Source organism: Moheibacter sediminis (assembly GCF_900176425.1).
GTDB classification, from domain to species: Bacteria; Bacteroidota; Bacteroidia; order Flavobacteriales; family Weeksellaceae; genus Moheibacter; species Moheibacter sediminis.
Window position 1 is genome coordinate 180,087 of record NZ_FWXS01000002.1, and the last position, 18,474, is coordinate 198,560.

The window sequence follows — 18,474 nt, forward strand, 5'->3', positions numbered from 1 at the left end:
CTTCCGTTTCACTCTACACCGTCTCGTTCCTCGGCTCCACTTCATATCCCTGGTGCAGATTTTATTTTATTATAAATTCTATAGACCAAAATATTGAATATCTCTGTTTTTTTAAATAATGCTCAATAGATTTCAATCTTTTTCTTCAATGACTTAATTTATGTGAATACATGTAATAACGTCAATTTGAAAAATAAAAAAGAGGTAAATCCCGAAAGAAAAACCTCTTGTAAATTATGAAGATAAATTTAATTATCTGTTTTCGATATCAATGTAGTCACGTTTTGGTGCACCTGTATAGATTTGTCTTGGACGACCGATTGGTTCGTTGTTTTGACGCATTTCAATCCACTGCGCAATCCATCCCGGAAGTCTTCCTACTGCGAACATTACGGTGAACATTTCAGTTGGGATTCCCAATGCTTTGTAAATGATCCCTGAATAGAAATCTACGTTTGGATACAATTTTCTTGATACGAAATATTCGTCTTCCAAAGCGGCCAATTCTAATTTTTTAGCAATTTCCAAAGCTTCGTCCTGGATTCCTAATTTCTCTAAAATCTGGTCTGCTGCTTTTTTAATGATGCGTGCACGCGGGTCGAAGTTTTTGTAAACTCTGTGTCCGAAGCCCATCAAACGGAAATCATCATTTTTATCTTTTGCTTTGTCCACCCATTTCTGAACATCTCCGCCATCTTCTTTAATTTTTTCCAACATTTCTACTACTTCCTGGTTGGCACCACCGTGAAGCGGCCCCCAAAGTGCAGAAACTCCGGCAGAAATCGAAGCGAACAATCCTGTGTGTGCTGAACCTACCAAACGAACTGTAGAAGTCGAACAATTTTGTTCGTGGTCTGCGTGTAAGATCAATAATTTGTCCAAAGCATCAATCACAATCGGATCCATTTGTAAATCTTTGTTTGGATTTTTGAACATCAATTGGTAGAAATTTTCTACGTAATCTAATTTCGAATCTGAATAGTTCAAAGGCAAACCTTTCACTTTGCGAAGTGTCCATGAGGCCAGTACTGCAAATTTACCAATCAAAGTCACTGCTGCGCGGTACATTTCTTCTTCTGATTTAGCATTCACTGCTTTTGGATTGAAAGCTGTCAAAGCACTTGTCAATGAAGACAAAACTCCCATTGGGTGGGCTGAGCTTGGGAAAGCCGCCAATATCTTTGCGATGTCTTCTGATACAAAATTATATTCGTTGATATCGTCTTTGAATTTCTGTAATTCTGTTGCAGTCGGTAATTCACCTTTCAATAAAAGGTACATCACTTCTACGAAGCTTGACTTTTCCGCCAATTGTTCGATTGAATAACCGCGGTACATCAACACACCTTTTTCACCATCTAAATAAGTGATTTCACTTTTGCATGATCCGGTATTTTTGTATCCTGGGTCTAAGGTGATAATTTCATCTGTTTGAGAACGGAAGTTTGAAAAATCTACATATTTCTCGTCCATCGTTCCGATTCCCATATTGAGGTCTAATTCTGCCCCGTTATAAATAAATTTTGCTTTATCTGACATTGTATCTAAAAGTTTGTTAGCAATATACGATAAACTCTTTCAATTTTTGATATGAGATTTATCAATATTCCTAATGGTTTATTGATTGATTTTAAATGCTGACATTCCGGGATAAACTGCTGTTTCTCCTAAGATTTCTTCGATTCTGATTAACTGGTTGTATTTTGCCATACGGTCTGAACGGGAAGCTGAACCAGTTTTGATCTGCCCTGTGTTCAAAGCAACTGCTAAATCAGCAATTGTATTGTCTTCCGTTTCACCTGAACGGTGTGACATTACTGCTGTGTAACCTGCATTTTGAGCCATTTGAACCGCATCGATTGTTTCGGTCAAAGTTCCGATTTGGTTTACTTTAATTAAAATTGAATTCGCAGTTTTTTCTGAAATTGCTTTTTTCAATTTTTTCACATTCGTAACCAGCAAATCATCTCCTACCAATTGAACTTTGTCGCCAATTGCATCAGTTAATAATCTCCAGCCTTCCCAATCGTTTTCGTCCATTCCGTCTTCGATTGAGATAATTGGATATTTTTCGCTTAATTCTTGTAAATATTGAACTTGCTCTGCAGAAGAACGAACAGCTCCTTTATCTCCTTCGAATTTGGTATAATCATATTTACCGTTTACGAAAAACTCAGAAGCAGCACAATCCAAAGCAATTTTGATTTCTTCGCCCGGTTTGTAACCTGCTTTTTTGATCGCTTCCAAAATGGTATCCAAAGCATCTTCCGTTCCTTCAAAAGTAGGAGCGAAGCCCCCTTCGTCACCCACGGCAGTTGAAAGGTTTCTGTCATGAAGGATTTTTTTCAAGTTGTGGAAAATTTCTGCACCTTTTTGCAAAGCGTGTGAAAAAGAATTTGCTACAACAGGAAATACCATGAATTCCTGAAACGCAATCGGAGCGTCAGAGTGAGAACCGCCGTTTACGATGTTCATCATCGGAACCGGTAAAACTTTTGCGTTTGTACCGCCTACATAACGGTAAAGCGGTAAGCCTAATTCACCTGCAGCAGCGTGAGCAACTGCAAGCGAAACGCCCAAAATTGCATTTGCACCCAATTTGGATTTGTTTTCCGTTCCGTCCAATTCGATCATCGTTTTGTCAATCAATGCTTGTTCAAAAACATTGAAACCTACTAATTCTTCAGCAATTATTTCATTCACATTATGGATTGCTTTCAAAACTCCTTTTCCCAAAAAGGCATCGCCACCATCTCGAAGTTCAACTGCTTCATGTTCGCCGGTCGAAGCACCCGATGGTACTGCCGCTCTTCCGAGAATTCCTGTTTCTGTAACTACATCAACTTCTATTGTTGGATTTCCTCTTGAATCTAAAATTTGTCTCGCGTGAATGTGCGTAATAATGCTCATTGAATTATTTTTTAAAATTGTTGTCCAAATGTAATGAAATTTGATTTTTAGAATTGAATGAAGCTAGATAATTTTAACATAATGTAACATTTGGCACGATATTTATGGTAATTGGTAAAACAAAGTACCTTCTATAAAATGAATTGGATGCAAAAATTTTTGGTGGTGTGTTCGGGAAGCAGCATCACTTTATTGGAAAAATCTCCTACTGAAATCAATAAACATGCAGGAATCGGCGGTGTGATTTTGTTTACTGCTATATTGGCAGCCCTGTCTTCGGGCTATGCTTTGTATTCTGTTTTTGATAGCATTTGGTCAGCCGTCGGATTTGGAATTTTGTGGGGATTGATGATTTTTAATTTGGATAGATTTATCGTGGCTTCGATGCGTAAATCAGGAAATTTCTTTAGACAATTTTTTGCGGCGACTCCGAGGATTATTTTGGCAGCCTTGTTGGGAATTGTAATTTCTAAACCTTTGGAATTAAGGATTTTTGAAAAGGAAATTGACAAACAACTGAACGTCATTATTAACCGAAATAAAACGATGCTTCAGGATTCTGTCAATTTCCGTTACACACAACTTTCAGGTAGTTTCACGAATGAACGAAATGAAATTTACAACAGAATTAATTCTTTAAGAAATGAATACAATTCTGCTTCTTCAGAATTGGAAAAAGAAGTTGTAGGAACGGCTACGGAAACTACAACCGGAAAAGTGGGTTATGGTCCGAATGCGAAACGAAAAGAAGAATTAAAACAAGCAAAAAAAGAAGAACTCGAAGGTTACATCGCACAGATGCAACCGCGTTTGGGAGAATTGGACAAGGAAGTGGATAATCTTTCAACCCAAAAACAAAAAGAGTTGGATGCGGCGAAACCGACGGAGGATAATTATACTGGATTTGCTGCACGGATGCAGGCTTTGAGTGAATTGAGCAAAAACAATGAAATTTTGGGATTGGCTTCACTTTTCATCATGGGTGTTTTTATTTCTTTGGAAATGGCTCCGGTTTTGGTGAAATTAATTTCTCCGAAAGGTCCTTATGATTATCTTTTGGACAAACATGAATACAGCTTCAAAATATTTGGTTGGGAATCGAAAGAAAAAATGGATGTTTCATCTGATGAAAGAGTGACCATTCACCGAAAAAGGAGTGATAGAAGAATCAGAGAAGAGATGTAATTGGCTGACAATCTGTAATTCGTATAAAATTTAGTTGAAACAGATAAAAAATTAACTCAAAAATAATTAGAATTAGGTTTTTTTGATATTTTTACAATTCAGAAAACTCCGATGGAAACTCCGATAAATCCTGAAATAAAAAAAGATTTTCCTTTTCTCAAGAAATTAGAAGAAAAGATAGAGCATGGGAAACGTCCTGATGCTCCCGAAGATAAAATCAAACGCTATTACCAAAAGGGAACTTCGCAAATTGCCAAGAAAATGGGCGAAGAATCAGTTGAAATGGTCATCGCATCCGAGCAAGGAAGTGATGAGAATTTCCTAGAAGAAGCTGCTGATGTTTTCTTTTATTATCTGATGGCACTTCATGCGCGGGGATTTGGTTTGCGCGATGTTTTGAAAATCCTGAAAAAGAGATTGAAAAAGAAAAAGAAATAGGCTAGGAGAGGTTGTATTTTTTTGTGATCCAGATGTAAATCTTGTAAAAAATCAATCCGAATATCAGTCCCATCGCTCCACCGCAAATTACGTCTAAAGGAAAATGTACACCCAAATATATACGGCTGTAAGAGATTACAATTGCCCATACGAGTAGTGCATAGATTAACCATTTAATTTTATCCTTGAAAATTAAGCCTAAGAATATCGCAAGCGCGATGTGATTGGAAGCATGTGCGGAAGTGAAACCGTGAGCTCCACGTCTTTCGCATCCTACGGGACGCATGATTCCTTCAAACTCTTTTGTGAAACAAGGGCGTAATCTTAAAAAAGTTCCTTTGAAAAAATTAGTTATCTGATCTGTCAAAGCAATCATCAGAATTGTAAGTCCTAAAATGATGAACATGTTTTTCCACCCGAAATTTCTGTAAACCAGATAAACTAAAAAAATATAGAGTGGAACCCAATAGAAACGTTCTGAGATAAAAGTCCAAAAACCATCCCACATGGGAGTTCCTAATGTGTTCAGGTATAAAAATAAGTCTTTATCTAACTGGATTATTTCCTGCACTATTTACGTTTTACCGGACCCAATGCATCTTCAATAGTTTCTTCAACTTCTTTCTTAGAATCTTCGATTGTATCTTGAATGTCTTTCACGGGATTGATGTCATCCACAGGATTCATGATTTCACGTTTGATGTCTTCTGTTGCCTCTTTCATGGCACGAATTCCTTGCCCTAATCCTCTTGCTATTTCAGGGATTTTTTTAGGACCGAATATAATTACCGCAAAAAGAAGAATTATCGTTAATTCTTGAAAACTGATAAATGCCGGAAGTATTGTTAATGAATTCATCATTGCAAATGTAAACAATCTGTAATAAAAAAACTCCGAAATTGCTTCCGGAGTTTTCTATTTTAACTTTGTATTATCAATTATATTTTTTTAGCATCTTCTTTATTCTTACTCAAATCATACATAATCTGAGATGAAATATAAATAGATGAATAAGTTCCGACAATTACTCCAATCAACATCGCAAACATAAATCCTTTGATGGTTTCACCTCCGAAAATGAAGATGATTAAAATTACCAAGAACATACTGATCGAGTTGTTGATAGTTCTTGAAAGGGTATTGTTGGTTGCATTGTTAATCAATTCATAAAGCGGCATTTTCGGGTGTAATCCGATGTATTCACGGATACGGTCAAAAATTACCACCGAGTCATTTAATGAATAACCGATTACTGTCAAAATTGCTGCGATAAATGCCTGGTCAATTTCCAGGTTAAAAGGAAGAACTCCTTTGAACAAAGAGAACAAACCAAGAATCACGATAACATCATGCGCAACTCCGGCAACGATACCTACACCATACTGCCATTTGAATCGGAACAAAATGTACAGTCCTACACCTAACAATGCCAAAACAACAGCAATGATTGAGTCTCTTGTGATGTCACTTGCGATGGTCGGTCCAACTTTTACAGAAGATAAGATACCGATGGTCGTTCCGTCTGCTGAGAACTGTTCATAAGTCATATTCGCAGGAAGGAAAGTCTTCACGCCGTTGTAGATTTTTTGTTTGATTTCATCATCTACAGCTGTCGCTTCTTCTTCAGCTTTGTATTTAGTTGTAATTTTTACTTGGTTTGATGGTCCGAAGATCTTCACTTCCGGTGTGTATTTAGTACCACTTTCATCTATCAAAGTTTCTTCGATACTTTGTGCAACATCATTTGCATTTACTGGCTTTTCAAATCTTACCGTATAAGTTCTGCCCCCTTGGAAATCAATTCCTAAATCTAATCCTCTGATTGCCAATGAAGCAATACAAAGAATAGAAACCACAATTGAAATTATATAGAACATTTTACGTTTTGACATGAAGTCAATTTTCATTCCCTGGAACCAATTTTTTGTAATTGATGTATAGAAAGAAACATTTTTATTTTTCTCGAAACGTTTTTCTACGAAATATCTCGTTAAGAAAATTGCAGTAAACATCGATAACAATAAACCGATAATCAATGTAGTTGCAAAACCTTGAACCGGACCTTTACCAAAAATCAATAAGATAATTGCGGTAAGGATTGAAGTTACGTTCGTATCTACGATTGCAGAAATTGCACCTTTCCATGAATAAGCGATAGAAACTGCTTCTTTTATATTTTTACCTAAAAATAATTCGTCTTTTACCCTTTCGTTGATAATAATGTTGGCGTCAATTGCCATCGCAATCGTCAAGATAACACCCGCAATACCAGGAAGTGACAAGGTCGCACCCATCGAAACCATAATTCCTAAAAGGAATAAAATATTCAAAACCAAAGCAATGTTTGCAAATACACCTGCTTGGCTGTAGTAGAAAATCATCCAAACCAAAATCAAGACAAATACCGCAACGAATGCAATCAATGAACTGTTGATGGCTTCTTGTCCGAGTGATGGTCCTACAACTTCCGCCTGAACGATTTTTGCTGAAGCCGGTAAGCTACCTGCTTGTAATATGTTTGCTAAATCTTGTGCTTCTGTCAAGGTGAAGTTTCCGGAAATCTGTGAGTTTCCTCCTAAAATCGGTTCGTTGATGCTTGGAGCTGAATAAACCAAATGATCCAAAACAATTGCAACGCTTTCTCTTGACTGTCCGCCTTTCTGGCTCAATTCCGTGGTAAGTCTTCCCCAGTCACGTGCTCCCGCAGTTGTCATTTGCATAGAGACGATTGGTTCATTTGAAATAGAACCTGCATTTCTTTCACCTCTTGCTTCTTTTACAGCGTCCCCACCCAAAAGTGGGTTTCCTTCAGCATTTCCGCTCAAAACATATAATTCTAATGAATTACTTGCCGGAGCGTTTTTGCCTAACTGCATTGTTTTGTTAGCCCAGAAATATTTGAAATTTCTGATTGATGAAGGCATTTCTGCTTTTAACAATGAAGATTTCAAAACTTTATTTACAACAGCTGTATCTTTGGTTTGCACAACAAAAGTAGAATTACTTGGAGAAGGCTGCATGATTGTCTGCAGGCTTTGAACGTCTGTAATTCCAAATTTAGATGGAGTCAAACCATAAAAGAAAGAAACTACGTCTTGTCTTCCTGCTTCAACTTTCCAAAATTCCAGTTTCGCTGTACTTTGTAATAATCTTTTTACACGTTCAGTATCTTTAACTCCCGGTAATTCCACCAAGATACGTCCGTCACCACGGCTACCCAAACGCTGAACGACAGGCTGAACTACACCAAACTGGTCGATACGTGAGGAAATTACCTGATAAGCAGTCCCGATTTTCGCATCGATGTCTGCTTTTACAGTTTCTTTTACAACTTCATCGGTATCGTTAAATTTGATTTTCTCAGCATTCTGGCGCGTTCCGAAAACTTCTGGAGAAGCGTAAGGAAGCGTTTGATTTTTTGCCTGACGAATTTTCTCAAATTCTTCAAAGAAAATATCAACATAAGCTCTACCGCCCTGACTTCTTTGTGTGATGTCAGCAGCATCCAAAGCTTCGTTGAAAACAGGATTTTGACTGTTGTTTGCTAAATTTTGCAATAAATCTCTAACCTGTACCTGAAGAATAACGTTGATACCACCTTTCAAATCCAAACCGAGCTTTAACTCTTTTTCTTTTGCATTTTGGTAGTTGTACTGAATGATCCCCAGATTTAGAGTGTCTTTTGCCAAACTATCAAGCACTTCCTGTTCCTGAACAGCATTTTTCGATAATCTTTTGGCGTCAGATTCTATTTTGTTACTGTACCAAGTGTAACTTAACTGTCTGATACAAAGAAACCCTAATATAATTGCAATTCCTGCAATGAGCCATTTTCCTCGCATAATTTCGTGTCTTATTAAGAATTTTTAAACGGGCAAATATAGTGGTCTCAGTTAACTTAACCAAAATAAGTCTCTGAGTTAATAAGTTTTTTTTAACAAGTAATTAATAATTCAAGTTCAAAACTTAAAGTAATTCATTCGCCAGATTTGCCAATTCACTTCTTTCTCCTTTGATTAATTGTATATGAGCAAACAATTTCTGCCCTTGAACGCGGTCAACCAGATAAGACAAACCGTTGGATTGTTCATCTAAATATGGTGTATCAATTTGTTTAATATCTCCTGTGAAAATGAATTTCGTGTTTTCTCCCGCACGCGTGATGATAGTTTTGATTTCGTGTGGCGTTAAGTTTTGCGCTTCATCTACAATGAAAATTACGTCAGACAAACTTCTTCCCCGGATATAGGCAAGCGGCGTAATCAATAATTTCTCTTGTTCCACCATCAAAGTGATTTGTTTGTATTCCTTATCATGTTCATCGTATTGATACTGAATAAATTTCAAATTATCCCAAAGCGGTTGCATATAAGGATCAATTTTAGATTTGATGTCGCCCGGCAGATAACCGATGTCCTTATTACTTAATGGAACAATTGGTCGCGCCAAATAAATTTGTTTATAATCTTTTTTCTGAGCCAAAGCTCCGGCAAGCGCGATCAAAGTCTTTCCGGTCCCGGCAACGCCGTGAAGCGCAACCAGCTTTATGTCTTTTTTCATGATGGAGTGAAATGCAAATGCCTGCTCTGCATTTCGTGGTTTTACATTGAAACTCGTTTGTTTGTTAACTCTTTCCAGTTGCATTTCAAACGGGTTGTAATAAGCAAGCGCAGAAGATTTTTCTCCTTGTAATATATAATAAGCGTTGGGATAGATGTTCAATTTTCCTTCGATAACATCCAAAGGAACAGCGTAGTCCTTATATAAGGAATCAATTATTTCCTGGTCAAAATCTGTGTAAGTCTGAATTCCGGTTGGCAGATTGTCAACAATCTGAACTTTTCCAGTTTCATAATCTTCTGCACGAATTCCTAATGCTTTCGCTTTTAGCCTTAAATTAACGTCTTTTGTGACAAGGACGATTTGGCGTTTGGGTTCCTGTTTGGTAATAATTAAACATGAATTTAAAATTTTATTGTCCATGGAATCGCCATAAATTTTTGTGGCGCTGGTTTCGATACCGTTGGTTTCCATAACAATCCGGAATGAACCTTTTTTATCACCCGGAAGCGGAATCCAATCCTGAATCAAATGGTCTTTGGAAGTTTTGTCCAGAAAACGAATGAATTCCCTTGCTTCAAAATTTTTGGTGTCATTTCCTTTTTTGAAATCGTCTAACTCTTCTAAAACGGTGATGGGAAGTACAACATCGTGTTCATCAAAGTTCATGATAGACTTATGGTCATAAATGATGACCGAAGTGTCGAGTACAAATATCTTTTTTTTCGCGCGTGCCATTTACAATTCATTTTATTTGTGAATTATAAATTGACGAAATTTTTAAGGGTTCAAAGTGAAATTAACTTAAAATCTATCAACATTTATAAACGAACTATCAACAATTATAATGGATTGTTATTGATTTTAACTTGTCGGTCATATAAAAAATTTGGCTGCAAACCTTCGCGTCCGACAATTAATTGTCCTTGTTGTGAACCTGCAAAACGGGAGAAACCGCTTCCGATACCAAATCCCGGTTCGCTCACGATGAAATAAACGCCTTTGAAAAACGGATAATTGAATTCTAAAATATTTTCAACTGTCGGTTCTCTCAAGACATTTGCAGAATCTTTTATGGGAAGCACTTTTATTTTGCTTAGAATTTCTTTTACTTCGGGATTGTCTTTTTCACTGATGACATTCATGCCGATGATTCCAACTGTTCCGGTAGATTGCGTTACGAACTCGATTACTTGTTGTGAATTTTCCAAGGCGCGTACTTTTTGTCCTTGTTGAATTTCAATTTTTAAAATATTTGTAACCGTATTGAAATTTCCTGAGTTTCCATCATCAAAAACAAATCGATTATCATTTGCCAAAAGGCTGTTTTTCAAATCATCGATAGAAACCGACTCTATGCTGCTTTCCTTTCCTGCAATGAAAATAACTGCATCATAAGCTAAAAGTGTCGAACGGGGTTCTATGGTTGTTTGTTGATAGATATACTTTGTTTGTTGGTCTGAAAGTGGTTTGTTAATAAAAGCTGCAGTTGCTTTAGAGTTAATTAAATTTTGGAGAATTATATTTTCGGGCTCGTAAACGAATTTAAATTTCACTTCAGGAAATTTCATCACATACACATCAGTCAAAGCTTCGATTAAATTTTTATTTGCGGGATCTACCCAAATGGTCATTTCGCCACGTTGGTGTGAAATTTCTTCCTTTTTATCTTTGCAGGAAAAAACAATTAATCCAAGAAAAATTAACCCTAAAAAATTAAAAATCTTTGGTGCGAATTGCTTTGATCGCTCTGTAAGTTCTAAATGTGCCATAAGCTATAAATAATATGCCCAATGCTTTGGCGGCAACGGGTGTTAATTCAGTTAAAAACCATTCTCTCAAAATCACAAAAACTCCCATGCCTGCGTACAGAAATCCCATGAATACATATATAACCTGTCTGATCATGCCTCAAAGGTAAAGAAAAAAATGAAAGCCCTTTTTATTATATAAAAGGGCTTTCAAAATTTAATCAGATTTAAAATCTAATTAGAAGTAAATTTCACAGGTATGGTAAGAATAAGATTGACATCAGTTCCGTCATTAAATTTTGCTGGTTTTATATATTTACCTTTTTGAACTAATCTTTTAGAAATTCTTTCTAAAGCTTCTTTAGCTTCTTTGCTCAATTCAACGTTTCCACCATTCACGGTTTTTACTCCTACAATTTTTCCGGATTTATCGATTACAAATTGAATCTTCGCAACAGCTTCGTTAATTCCTTGTCTTTGAGCAGTTGATTCAAAATCAGTTATCTGATTAGCCAATTCTTTTTGCAATTGTTCGGACATACAGTTGGTTAATTTTAAATTATTTCCTGTAAATCTTTCACACCCGGGAAAAACAGCCATCTCTGAAACATCTCTGGCGTAGTAAGTATTATTATTTTCTTCTACTTTTTCACCATTTCCACCCTCGTCGTTACCGCCTTTTCCTTGACCGTTATCTTCTCCGCCAGGCTGAGGGGTTTTGATTCCTGTATTTACATCACCGTCAATATCTCTATCTCCTGAAATTACTGTTGACAAGTTATCATTATCTCTCATTGGAGTTTGGGTTTCAGGCTGATTTGTGGGAGTGGGAACTATATCGGTTTCATCACTCTTAACCATTTTTATTTTTGGTGCGGGCTCATCATTTTTTATAGGTTCTACTTTTTTATCTTCTGAAGGAGGGTTGTAAACATCAGGATGGAGAGTTACTGTAACACCGCCGGTATCAGCTATAATTTTTTCTTTATTAATAGTAAAAGAAAGAATCAAAGTCAAAATCCCTATACCAAAAACAGTAATGAAAAGAGATTTCATCAAGTCAAATCCCGCAGTGATACGGTTGTAATAAGCTCCATACGCTTTGTTTTTGTTTTCAAAAACAATTTCGTCCAGTGAATTGTGTTGATTTGTTTTCATAAATTAAAAATTAAAAGTTAATTATTCTACTCAGCCGGATTATAGAACTTGATTTAGGTTCGATATTTAACGACTTTGTTCTCTAAACACATGATAAACATGATATTTATCATAAATCAAATTGTATGCCCTGAAATCTTAAAATTGAAATTTTAACTAAAGTCGGAGTGTTAAAAACTTTATTTCACCTGAATTAGTTCAAAATGAAATTCAAATTCATACCTTCGCAAGTCCTATGGAAAATCCGGACATTACAAAATTAACAACATCTAAACCGCAGAAGGTCATTAACTTAGAGCGTGGTAAAATTCCGCCTCAAGCAGTCGATTTGGAAGAAGCCGTGCTTGGCGCCATGATGATTGACAAAAAAGGAATTGATGAAGTCATCGATGTATTGACGCCGCAGGTTTTTTATAAAATCGCACATCAAACCATTTTTGCAGCTATTCAGAAATTGTTTCACAATACCCAACCGATTGATTTGCTTACAGTTTCTAATGAATTGAGAAACGAAGGTAAATTGGATTTAGTGGGAGGAGATTATTATTTGGTGCAATTGACCCAAAAAGTTTCTTCTTCAGCACATATTGAATACCATTCGCGTGTATTGACTGAAAAATATATTTTTCGCCGTTTGATTGAAATTTCAAATAATGTAATTGAGAAAGCTTACGATGATACTTCAGATGTTTTTGATTTATTGGATTTCTCAGAAAGCCAGTTATTCGAAATTACTGAAGGTGGAATTAAAAAAAGCTTTACTGATTCCAATACATTGGTCAGACAAGCGATTGACAAGATCAAAGCAATGTCTGAAAAGGAAGGAATGAGCGGTGTTCCGTCCGGATTTGAAAGGATTGATAAAATCACTTCAGGGTGGCAGGAATCCGATTTGGTCATTCTTGCAGCACGTCCGGGTATGGGAAAAACGGCTTTCATCCTTTCTATGGCAAGAAACATGGCGGTAGAAAGTCAGGTCCCGGTAGCGGTTTTCTCTCTGGAGATGTCGAGCGTGCAGTTGATTACACGTATGATTTCGAGTGAAACGGGTATTGATTCTGAAAAATTAAGAAAAGCTACGTTACAGGACCACGAATGGAAGCAGCTTTATACCAAAGTGAAAGCTTTGGAAGATGCGCCATTATATATAGATGATACGCCGGCACTTTCGGTCTTTGATTTGCGAGCGAAAGCACGAAGACTTGTTTCACAACATGGTGTGAAGCTGATTGTGATTGACTATTTGCAGCTGATGACTATAGGAGGTGGAAAGTCTAACGGAAACCGTGAACAGGAAATCTCTACGATTTCTCGAAGTTTGAAGTCAATCGCGAAGGAATTGAACATTCCGGTAATCGCCCTTTCTCAGCTTTCCCGCGCAGTAGAAACACGTGGTGGAAGTAAACGCCCTTTGCTTTCTGACTTGCGTGAATCGGGTGCGATCGAGCAGGATGCCGACATAGTTTCCTTTATCTATCGTCCGGAATATTACAAATTGGAAGTTTGGGACGACGAAAATGCAACACCTTGTGCTGGACAGGCAGAATTCATCATCGCTAAACATAGAAATGGAGCTTTGGACAATGTGCGTTTGAAGTTTGTACAAAACCAAGCCAAGTTTGCCAACTTAGAAGAAGATTCTCCTTTTGGTGGGGATTTTGAATTCCAAAGTTCAATGAATAAATCTAATTCCGGCAATGAGGAAATTGGTAGCTCTATCAATCTGCCGACATTCAATCCTGCGGATTCCTTCGGTTCGTTTGACGAATATGATGATGCTTCCAAAGATGAAGATGACGGATTGGCTTTTTAACTGATTCGGTTGAAAAAATATTTATAAATTATTCTCCAACCACGAATCCGGAGGATTAACATATTGATAGTAAAATCTTATCTAAACAGAGTTCGACTCCGGCTGGAGTCGAATTATTCAACATGTATGTTTTTATAAATATGAAACCTCTTTGAGGTTTTAACTCGTTATTGAATTGTATTTATTCTAAAATCTAACCTTTCAATTCACAATTTCTTTACGTACTTTTGTCGGGCAAAATAGACTACAAATGCCCTTATTTGACGATACACAAACAGCTTTTGAATCAAAATCTGACAAAGATTTAAAAAAGGCACATTTCCTTTTTAAAATGATTGCCAATCCCTTTCTGACAAAAGTCGGAACGGTTATGTTCAAATTACCGTTTGCAACAGAAATACCATTGGTAAAACCAATGATTCGCCGAACCATTTACAAACAATTCGTAGGTGGAGAAACCACTGCCGAATGTCTGAAAGTCGCAAAAGAATTATCTAAATACGGCGTTGGTTCCATCATGGATTATTCGGTAGAAGGGCAAGAACACGAAGAGGAATTTGACAGTGTGAAAAATGAGATACTTTGCCTCATCGACATCGCAAATAAAAATCCGGTAGAATTTCCTTTTGTGGTTTTCAAGCCGACAGGTTTTGGCCGAATTGATCTGTTTGAAAAAGTAGGGAAGAAGCTTCCGATGACTGAGGAAGAAAAACTAAGTTGGAAAAAGATCTGCGACCGTTTTGAAGAAGTTTGTAAAAAAGGATTTGAAGCCGATGTGACGATGATGGTTGATGCCGAAGAAAGCTGGATGCAGGATTCTGCCGATAATTTGGTCGATGAAATGATGCAGAAATACAACAAGGAAAGGTGCGTCGTTTGCAACACTTTGCAGATGTACCGTCACGACCGTTTGGATTATCTTAAAAATATTTATCAAAAAGCAGAGGCTGAGAATTATTTTATCGGATTTAAAGTTGTTCGCGGTGCTTATATGGAAAAAGAACGTGCACGTGCAGAAGTTGAGAATTATCCTTCGCCCATTCAGCCTGATAAAGCTGCAACCGACCGAGATTACGACGCCGCATTGAAATTTATAGTAGAACATAACCACAGGATTTCACTTTTTGCAGGAACGCATAATGAACACAGCTCTGAGTTGCTGACGAAACTGATGAAAGACAATGGAATAGAAAACGGCTATCATAAAATCTGGTTTGGGCAGTTATTTGGAATGAGCGATAACATAAGTTTTAAATTAGGGAATTTGGGTTATAATATTGCTAAATATCTGCCTTACGGACCCATCAAAGAAGTGATGCCTTACCTTATCCGCCGTGCGCAGGAAAACACTTCCGTGGCCGGACAAACCGGACGTGAACTTTCTTTAATCGAAAAAGAAATCAAAAGGAGAAAGCAAAACGCTTGATTTTTGTAAATTGCCAAACCTTTATGGCAAATCAATTATTTGTTGAAATCATTCTTCCGCTGGCTTTGCCGGGAACTTTTACCTATCATATTTCTGAGCAGGAAAAATCTCAGCTGCAAATCGGCCAGCGCGTGTCTGTTCCGTTTGGTTCCAAAAAACTTTATACTGGAATAATTCATTCATTCCATCAAAACAAACCTGAATTATACAAAACCAAAGGAATTGATTCGATTTTAGATGATTATCCTCTGGTTACAAAGTTTCAGATTCAATTTTGGGAATGGATGGCGGATTATTATATGTGCACTTTGGGTGATGTTTTCCGCAATGCTTTTCCGACCGCTTTGAAATGGGAAAGTGAAACTTTCATCCGCCTGAATGATGCGATCAATGAAAATTATGATGAATTGTCCGAAGATGAACAAATTCTCATTAATTCATTGGGAAATAAAGGTTTGATTTCGATCAATGAAGCATCTGCGATTGTTAATCAAAAATTGGTCATCAAAATTGTAAAATCACTTTGGGAAAAAGGCTGGATTCGTTTAGATGAAGTTTTGAAAGAAAAATATTCCCCAAAAATCGAACGATTTGTAAAGGTAATTTCTGAATTAAAATCAGATGGAAAAAAATTCAACGAAGCCATCAACTCATTAAAAAATGCAGCGAAACAAAGAGAAATTTTATTGCAGTTAATCGTTGAAGAAACCCAAAGTTCTAAACCGATCAAAATTTCAAAATTTTTGAAATCATTTGGCGGAACACATGCGGTTTTGAATTCGATGGCTTCAAAAGGAATTTTGGAAATTTATGAATTGAATACTTCGCGAATCGGAGAAATAGACAATACCCAATATGAAATAAGTTCCCTGACTTTGGAGCAGGAAAAAGCTTTGAAAATCATTGAAAATGACTTCTCAAATAACAAACCTGTTTTATTATATGGAATTACATCAAGCGGAAAAACAGAAGTTTATATTAAATTAATTGAACAAAAACTTAAAGAAAATAAAACTGTTCTTTTTTTACTTCCTGAAATCTCTTTGACTTCTCAAATGGTACTTAGAATTCGCAAACATTTTGGAGAAACAGTTGGGATTTACCATTCCAAATTCAACCAAAATGAACGTGTTGAATTATGGGAAAAGACGTTAAAAGGCGATTATAAAATCATCATCGGTGCACGTTCTGCTTTATTTTTACCTTTTCAGAAATTGGGATTGATTATCGTCGACGAAGAGCATGAATCCGCTTACAAACAAACCGATTCTAAACCGTTTTTTCATGCTAGAGATATGGCTTTGGTTTTAGGGAATTTATTTAAATTAAAAGTATTATTAGGTTCTGCAACACCTTCATTGGAAAGTTTTTACAATTCAAAAGAAAATAAATACGGTTATGCGGAATTGTTGAATCGTTTCGGTGAATCCAAGCTGCCAAAAATAGAATTGATTGACTTGCGAAAAGCCATGAACCAAAAGGAAATCACTGGGGATATTTCACATAAATTACGTGATGAGATCCAAGACGTTTTGAATGAAGGAAAGCAAGTGATTATTTTTCAAAACCGCCGTGGATTTGCGCCGGTTGTGGAATGCATGAGCTGTGGACATTCGCCTTATTGCCCCAACTGTGATGTGCCGCTGACTTTTCATAAATTTTCAAATCAAATTAAATGTCATTATTGTGGACATTCGCAAGCGAAACCGTCCAAATGCTCGAATTGCCAGAGTTTGGAATTGACAACCAAAGGAATTGGTACGGAACAAATTGAATTACAATTAAATACTATTTTCCCGAAAGCAAGAATTGCCCGAATGGATGTCGATGCGATGCGGAGAAAAAATGCTTATGAAAAGACAATTGAAGCTTTTGAAAATCAGGAAATTGATATTTTAGTTGGAACACAGATGCTTGCGAAAGGACTAGACTTTTCAAATGTTGCTTTGGTGGGTGTGGTTCGTGCGGATTCTTTGTTGAATTTCCCTGATTTCCGTGCACATGAAAAAGCATTTCAATTGTTGACGCAGGTTTCAGGAAGAGCCGGCAGGCGAGAAGAGCAAGGAAAGGTTCTTATCCAAACTTATAATCCAGACCATCAGGTTTTGCAAAATGTAACGACTTATGATTATCTGAAGACGGTCAATGAAATTTTATATGAACGGAAATCATTTCTGTATCCGCCTTATGTGCGTTTGATTCAACTTACATTTAAACATATCAAAAAGGAAAAAGTTGATAAAGTTTCGGGTGAATTTGTGAAATTGATGAAAAATTTCCTTGACGAAAAACATTTATTGGGTCCTGAAGAACCATCGATTGGACGAATCAGAAATCAATTCATCAGAAAAGTTTTGATTAAAATTCCTGAAAATCAATCTGCTAAACACATCAAACAATTGGTTCAGAAAAGTTTAGATTCTATTAATACCGTTCAGGTTTACCGTTCGGTGCGTATAGATGTGGATGTGGACCCGCATTAGACTGTAACAAAAAAAACTTTCGTGCTACTTATCATTAAATTCATGAATTAATAATAATGATTAAAATCCGTGATTTAAATAAGTCTTATAAAATGGGAGCGAACTCGCTTCATGTCCTCAAAGGAATCGATTTGGATGTGGAAGAAGGTGAATTTGTTGCGATTATGGGTTCGTCCGGTTCAGGAAAATCTACTCTATTGAACATCATCGGTATGTTGGATACGCACGATACAGGTTTATATGAATTGGACAATTTTAAAATCGAAAAACTCAACGAAACAAAAGCAGCGAATTATAGAAATAAATTCCTTGGATTTATTTTCCAGTCTTATAATTTGATCAATTTCAAAAATGTATTGGAGAATGTATCCTTACCGCTTTACTATCAGAAGGTAAGCCGTTCCAAACGTTCCGAGATGGCATTGAATTATCTGGAAAGAGTGGGATTGAAACCTTGGGCGCATCATTTGCCAAATGAACTTTCGGGTGGTCAAAAACAAAGGGTTGCGATTGCAAGAGCTTTGGCCGCGAAACCTAAATTATTGCTTGCAGATGAGCCAACTGGAGCTTTGGATTCCAAAACTTCGCAGGAAGTGATGCATTTGATTCAGGAAATCAATGACGAAGGAAAAACGATTTTGATGGTAACGCATGAGGACGATATCGCACACATGTGCAAACGCATTGTAAGACTGAAAGACGGTATCATCATCAGTGACGAAAAAGTAAATCAGGTAAGAGTCTGAAAAA

The 18,474-nt window shown here is 36.7% G+C and carries 15 protein-coding genes; 6 read left to right on the plus strand and 9 right to left on the minus strand.

Annotation, left to right across the window (positions count from 1 at the left end; translation table 11 throughout):
* Positions 1-252: 252 nt before the first annotated feature.
* Both B8977_RS03770 and eno read right to left on the minus strand, forming a co-directional pair.
* On the minus strand, positions 253-1,539 hold the full coding sequence (locus B8977_RS03770; RefSeq protein WP_084016321.1) for a citrate synthase: 1,287 nt from the start codon (positions 1,537-1,539) through the stop codon (positions 253-255).
* 78 nt (positions 1,540-1,617) lie between these two features.
* On the minus strand, positions 1,618-2,910 hold the full coding sequence (eno, locus tag B8977_RS03775) for a phosphopyruvate hydratase (RefSeq protein ID WP_084016323.1): 1,293 nt from the start codon (positions 2,908-2,910) through the stop codon (positions 1,618-1,620).
* A 147-nt stretch (positions 2,911-3,057) separates the two neighbouring features.
* Here eno and B8977_RS03780 point away from each other — a divergent pair, with 147 nt between their 5' ends.
* A complete protein-coding gene (locus B8977_RS03780; protein WP_317043182.1) occupies positions 3,058-4,095 on the plus strand; it encodes a DUF4407 domain-containing protein in 1,038 nt (345 codons plus the stop codon).
* A gap of 111 nt (positions 4,096-4,206) precedes the next feature.
* On the plus strand, positions 4,207-4,533 hold the full coding sequence (gene hisE / locus B8977_RS03785; protein ID WP_084016327.1) for a phosphoribosyl-ATP diphosphatase: 327 nt from the start codon (positions 4,207-4,209) through the stop codon (positions 4,531-4,533).
* Between the two features lies 1 nt (position 4,534).
* Here hisE and B8977_RS03790 read toward each other — a convergent pair whose 3' ends face one another.
* From B8977_RS03790 to B8977_RS03815, 7 genes are all read right to left on the minus strand, one after another.
* Positions 4,535-5,104 carry a phosphatase PAP2 family protein gene (locus B8977_RS03790; protein ID WP_143736308.1) on the minus strand — a complete coding sequence of 190 codons (570 nt, stop codon included), beginning with the start codon at positions 5,102-5,104 and terminating at the stop codon, positions 4,535-4,537.
* The gene (locus B8977_RS03795; protein ID WP_245828417.1) at positions 5,104-5,394 is read right to left on the minus strand and encodes a Sec-independent protein translocase subunit TatA/TatB; all 291 of its coding nucleotides are present in this window, start codon (positions 5,392-5,394) and stop codon (positions 5,104-5,106) included. The genes B8977_RS03790 and B8977_RS03795 overlap by 1 nt, the downstream gene beginning before the upstream one ends.
* A gap of 77 nt (positions 5,395-5,471) precedes the next feature.
* Positions 5,472-8,375, minus strand: a complete 2,904-nt coding sequence (secD, locus tag B8977_RS03800; protein ID WP_084016333.1) for a protein translocase subunit SecD — start codon at positions 8,373-8,375, stop codon at positions 5,472-5,474.
* 124 nt (positions 8,376-8,499) lie between these two features.
* Positions 8,500-9,831 (minus strand): PhoH family protein, encoded by a 1,332-nt coding sequence (locus B8977_RS03805; protein WP_084016334.1) that lies wholly within the window; start codon positions 9,829-9,831, stop codon positions 8,500-8,502.
* Between the two features lie 104 nt (positions 9,832-9,935).
* Entirely contained in the window at positions 9,936-10,865 is a 930-nt protein-coding gene (locus B8977_RS03810; RefSeq protein WP_084016336.1) for a PstS family phosphate ABC transporter substrate-binding protein, read from the minus strand.
* Positions 10,810-11,001, minus strand: coding sequence for a C4-dicarboxylate ABC transporter (locus B8977_RS14985; protein WP_143736310.1), 192 nt, complete (start codon positions 10,999-11,001; stop codon positions 10,810-10,812). Before B8977_RS14985 ends, B8977_RS03810 begins: the two co-directional genes overlap by 56 nt.
* Before the next feature lie 77 nt (positions 11,002-11,078).
* Complete coding sequence (locus B8977_RS03815) at positions 11,079-12,002, minus strand: energy transducer TonB (RefSeq protein ID WP_084016338.1); 924 nt, start codon at positions 12,000-12,002, stop codon at positions 11,079-11,081.
* Positions 12,003-12,237: 235 nt separating this feature from the next.
* Here B8977_RS03815 and dnaB point away from each other — a divergent pair, with 235 nt between their 5' ends.
* From dnaB to B8977_RS03835, 4 genes are all read left to right on the plus strand, one after another.
* A complete protein-coding gene (gene dnaB / locus B8977_RS03820; protein ID WP_084016340.1) occupies positions 12,238-13,815 on the plus strand; it encodes a replicative DNA helicase in 1,578 nt (525 codons plus the stop codon).
* A 250-nt stretch (positions 13,816-14,065) separates the two neighbouring features.
* Complete coding sequence (locus B8977_RS03825) at positions 14,066-15,241, plus strand: proline dehydrogenase family protein (RefSeq protein ID WP_084016342.1); 1,176 nt, start codon at positions 14,066-14,068, stop codon at positions 15,239-15,241.
* Positions 15,242-15,264: 23 nt separating this feature from the next.
* Positions 15,265-17,724 carry a replication restart helicase PriA gene (gene priA / locus B8977_RS03830; RefSeq protein WP_084016344.1) on the plus strand — a complete coding sequence of 820 codons (2,460 nt, stop codon included), beginning with the start codon at positions 15,265-15,267 and terminating at the stop codon, positions 17,722-17,724.
* 56 nt (positions 17,725-17,780) lie between these two features.
* Positions 17,781-18,470, plus strand: coding sequence for an ABC transporter ATP-binding protein (locus tag B8977_RS03835; RefSeq protein ID WP_084016346.1), 690 nt, complete (start codon positions 17,781-17,783; stop codon positions 18,468-18,470).
* Positions 18,471-18,474: the final 4 nt, after the last annotated feature.

What these genes read in the sequence shown, in the direction of transcription:
- priA (WP_084016344.1), top strand. Translation starts at nt 15,265, where the DNA reads ATGGCAAATCAATTATTTGTTGAAATCATTCTTCCGCTGGCTTTGCCG.
- B8977_RS14985 (WP_143736310.1), bottom strand. Translation starts at nt 11,001, where the DNA reads ATGATCAGACAGGTTATATATGTATTCATGGGATTTCTGTACGCAGGC.
- B8977_RS03815 (WP_084016338.1), bottom strand. Translation starts at nt 12,002, where the DNA reads ATGAAAACAAATCAACACAATTCACTGGACGAAATTGTTTTTGAAAAC.
- secD (WP_084016333.1), bottom strand. Translation starts at nt 8,375, where the DNA reads ATGCGAGGAAAATGGCTCATTGCAGGAATTGCAATTATATTAGGGTTT.
- eno (WP_084016323.1), bottom strand. Translation starts at nt 2,910, where the DNA reads ATGAGCATTATTACGCACATTCACGCGAGACAAATTTTAGATTCAAGA.
- B8977_RS03795 (WP_245828417.1), bottom strand. Translation starts at nt 5,394, where the DNA reads ATGATGAATTCATTAACAATACTTCCGGCATTTATCAGTTTTCAAGAA.
- hisE (WP_084016327.1), top strand. Translation starts at nt 4,207, where the DNA reads ATGGAAACTCCGATAAATCCTGAAATAAAAAAAGATTTTCCTTTTCTC.
- B8977_RS03780 (WP_317043182.1), top strand. Translation starts at nt 3,058, where the DNA reads ATGCAAAAATTTTTGGTGGTGTGTTCGGGAAGCAGCATCACTTTATTG.
- B8977_RS03825 (WP_084016342.1), top strand. Translation starts at nt 14,066, where the DNA reads ATGCCCTTATTTGACGATACACAAACAGCTTTTGAATCAAAATCTGAC.
- B8977_RS03835 (WP_084016346.1), top strand. Translation starts at nt 17,781, where the DNA reads ATGATTAAAATCCGTGATTTAAATAAGTCTTATAAAATGGGAGCGAAC.
- B8977_RS03770 (WP_084016321.1), bottom strand. Translation starts at nt 1,539, where the DNA reads ATGTCAGATAAAGCAAAATTTATTTATAACGGGGCAGAATTAGACCTC.
- B8977_RS03810 (WP_084016336.1), bottom strand. Translation starts at nt 10,865, where the DNA reads ATGGCACATTTAGAACTTACAGAGCGATCAAAGCAATTCGCACCAAAG.
- B8977_RS03805 (WP_084016334.1), bottom strand. Translation starts at nt 9,831, where the DNA reads ATGGCACGCGCGAAAAAAAAGATATTTGTACTCGACACTTCGGTCATC.
- dnaB (WP_084016340.1), top strand. Translation starts at nt 12,238, where the DNA reads ATGGAAAATCCGGACATTACAAAATTAACAACATCTAAACCGCAGAAG.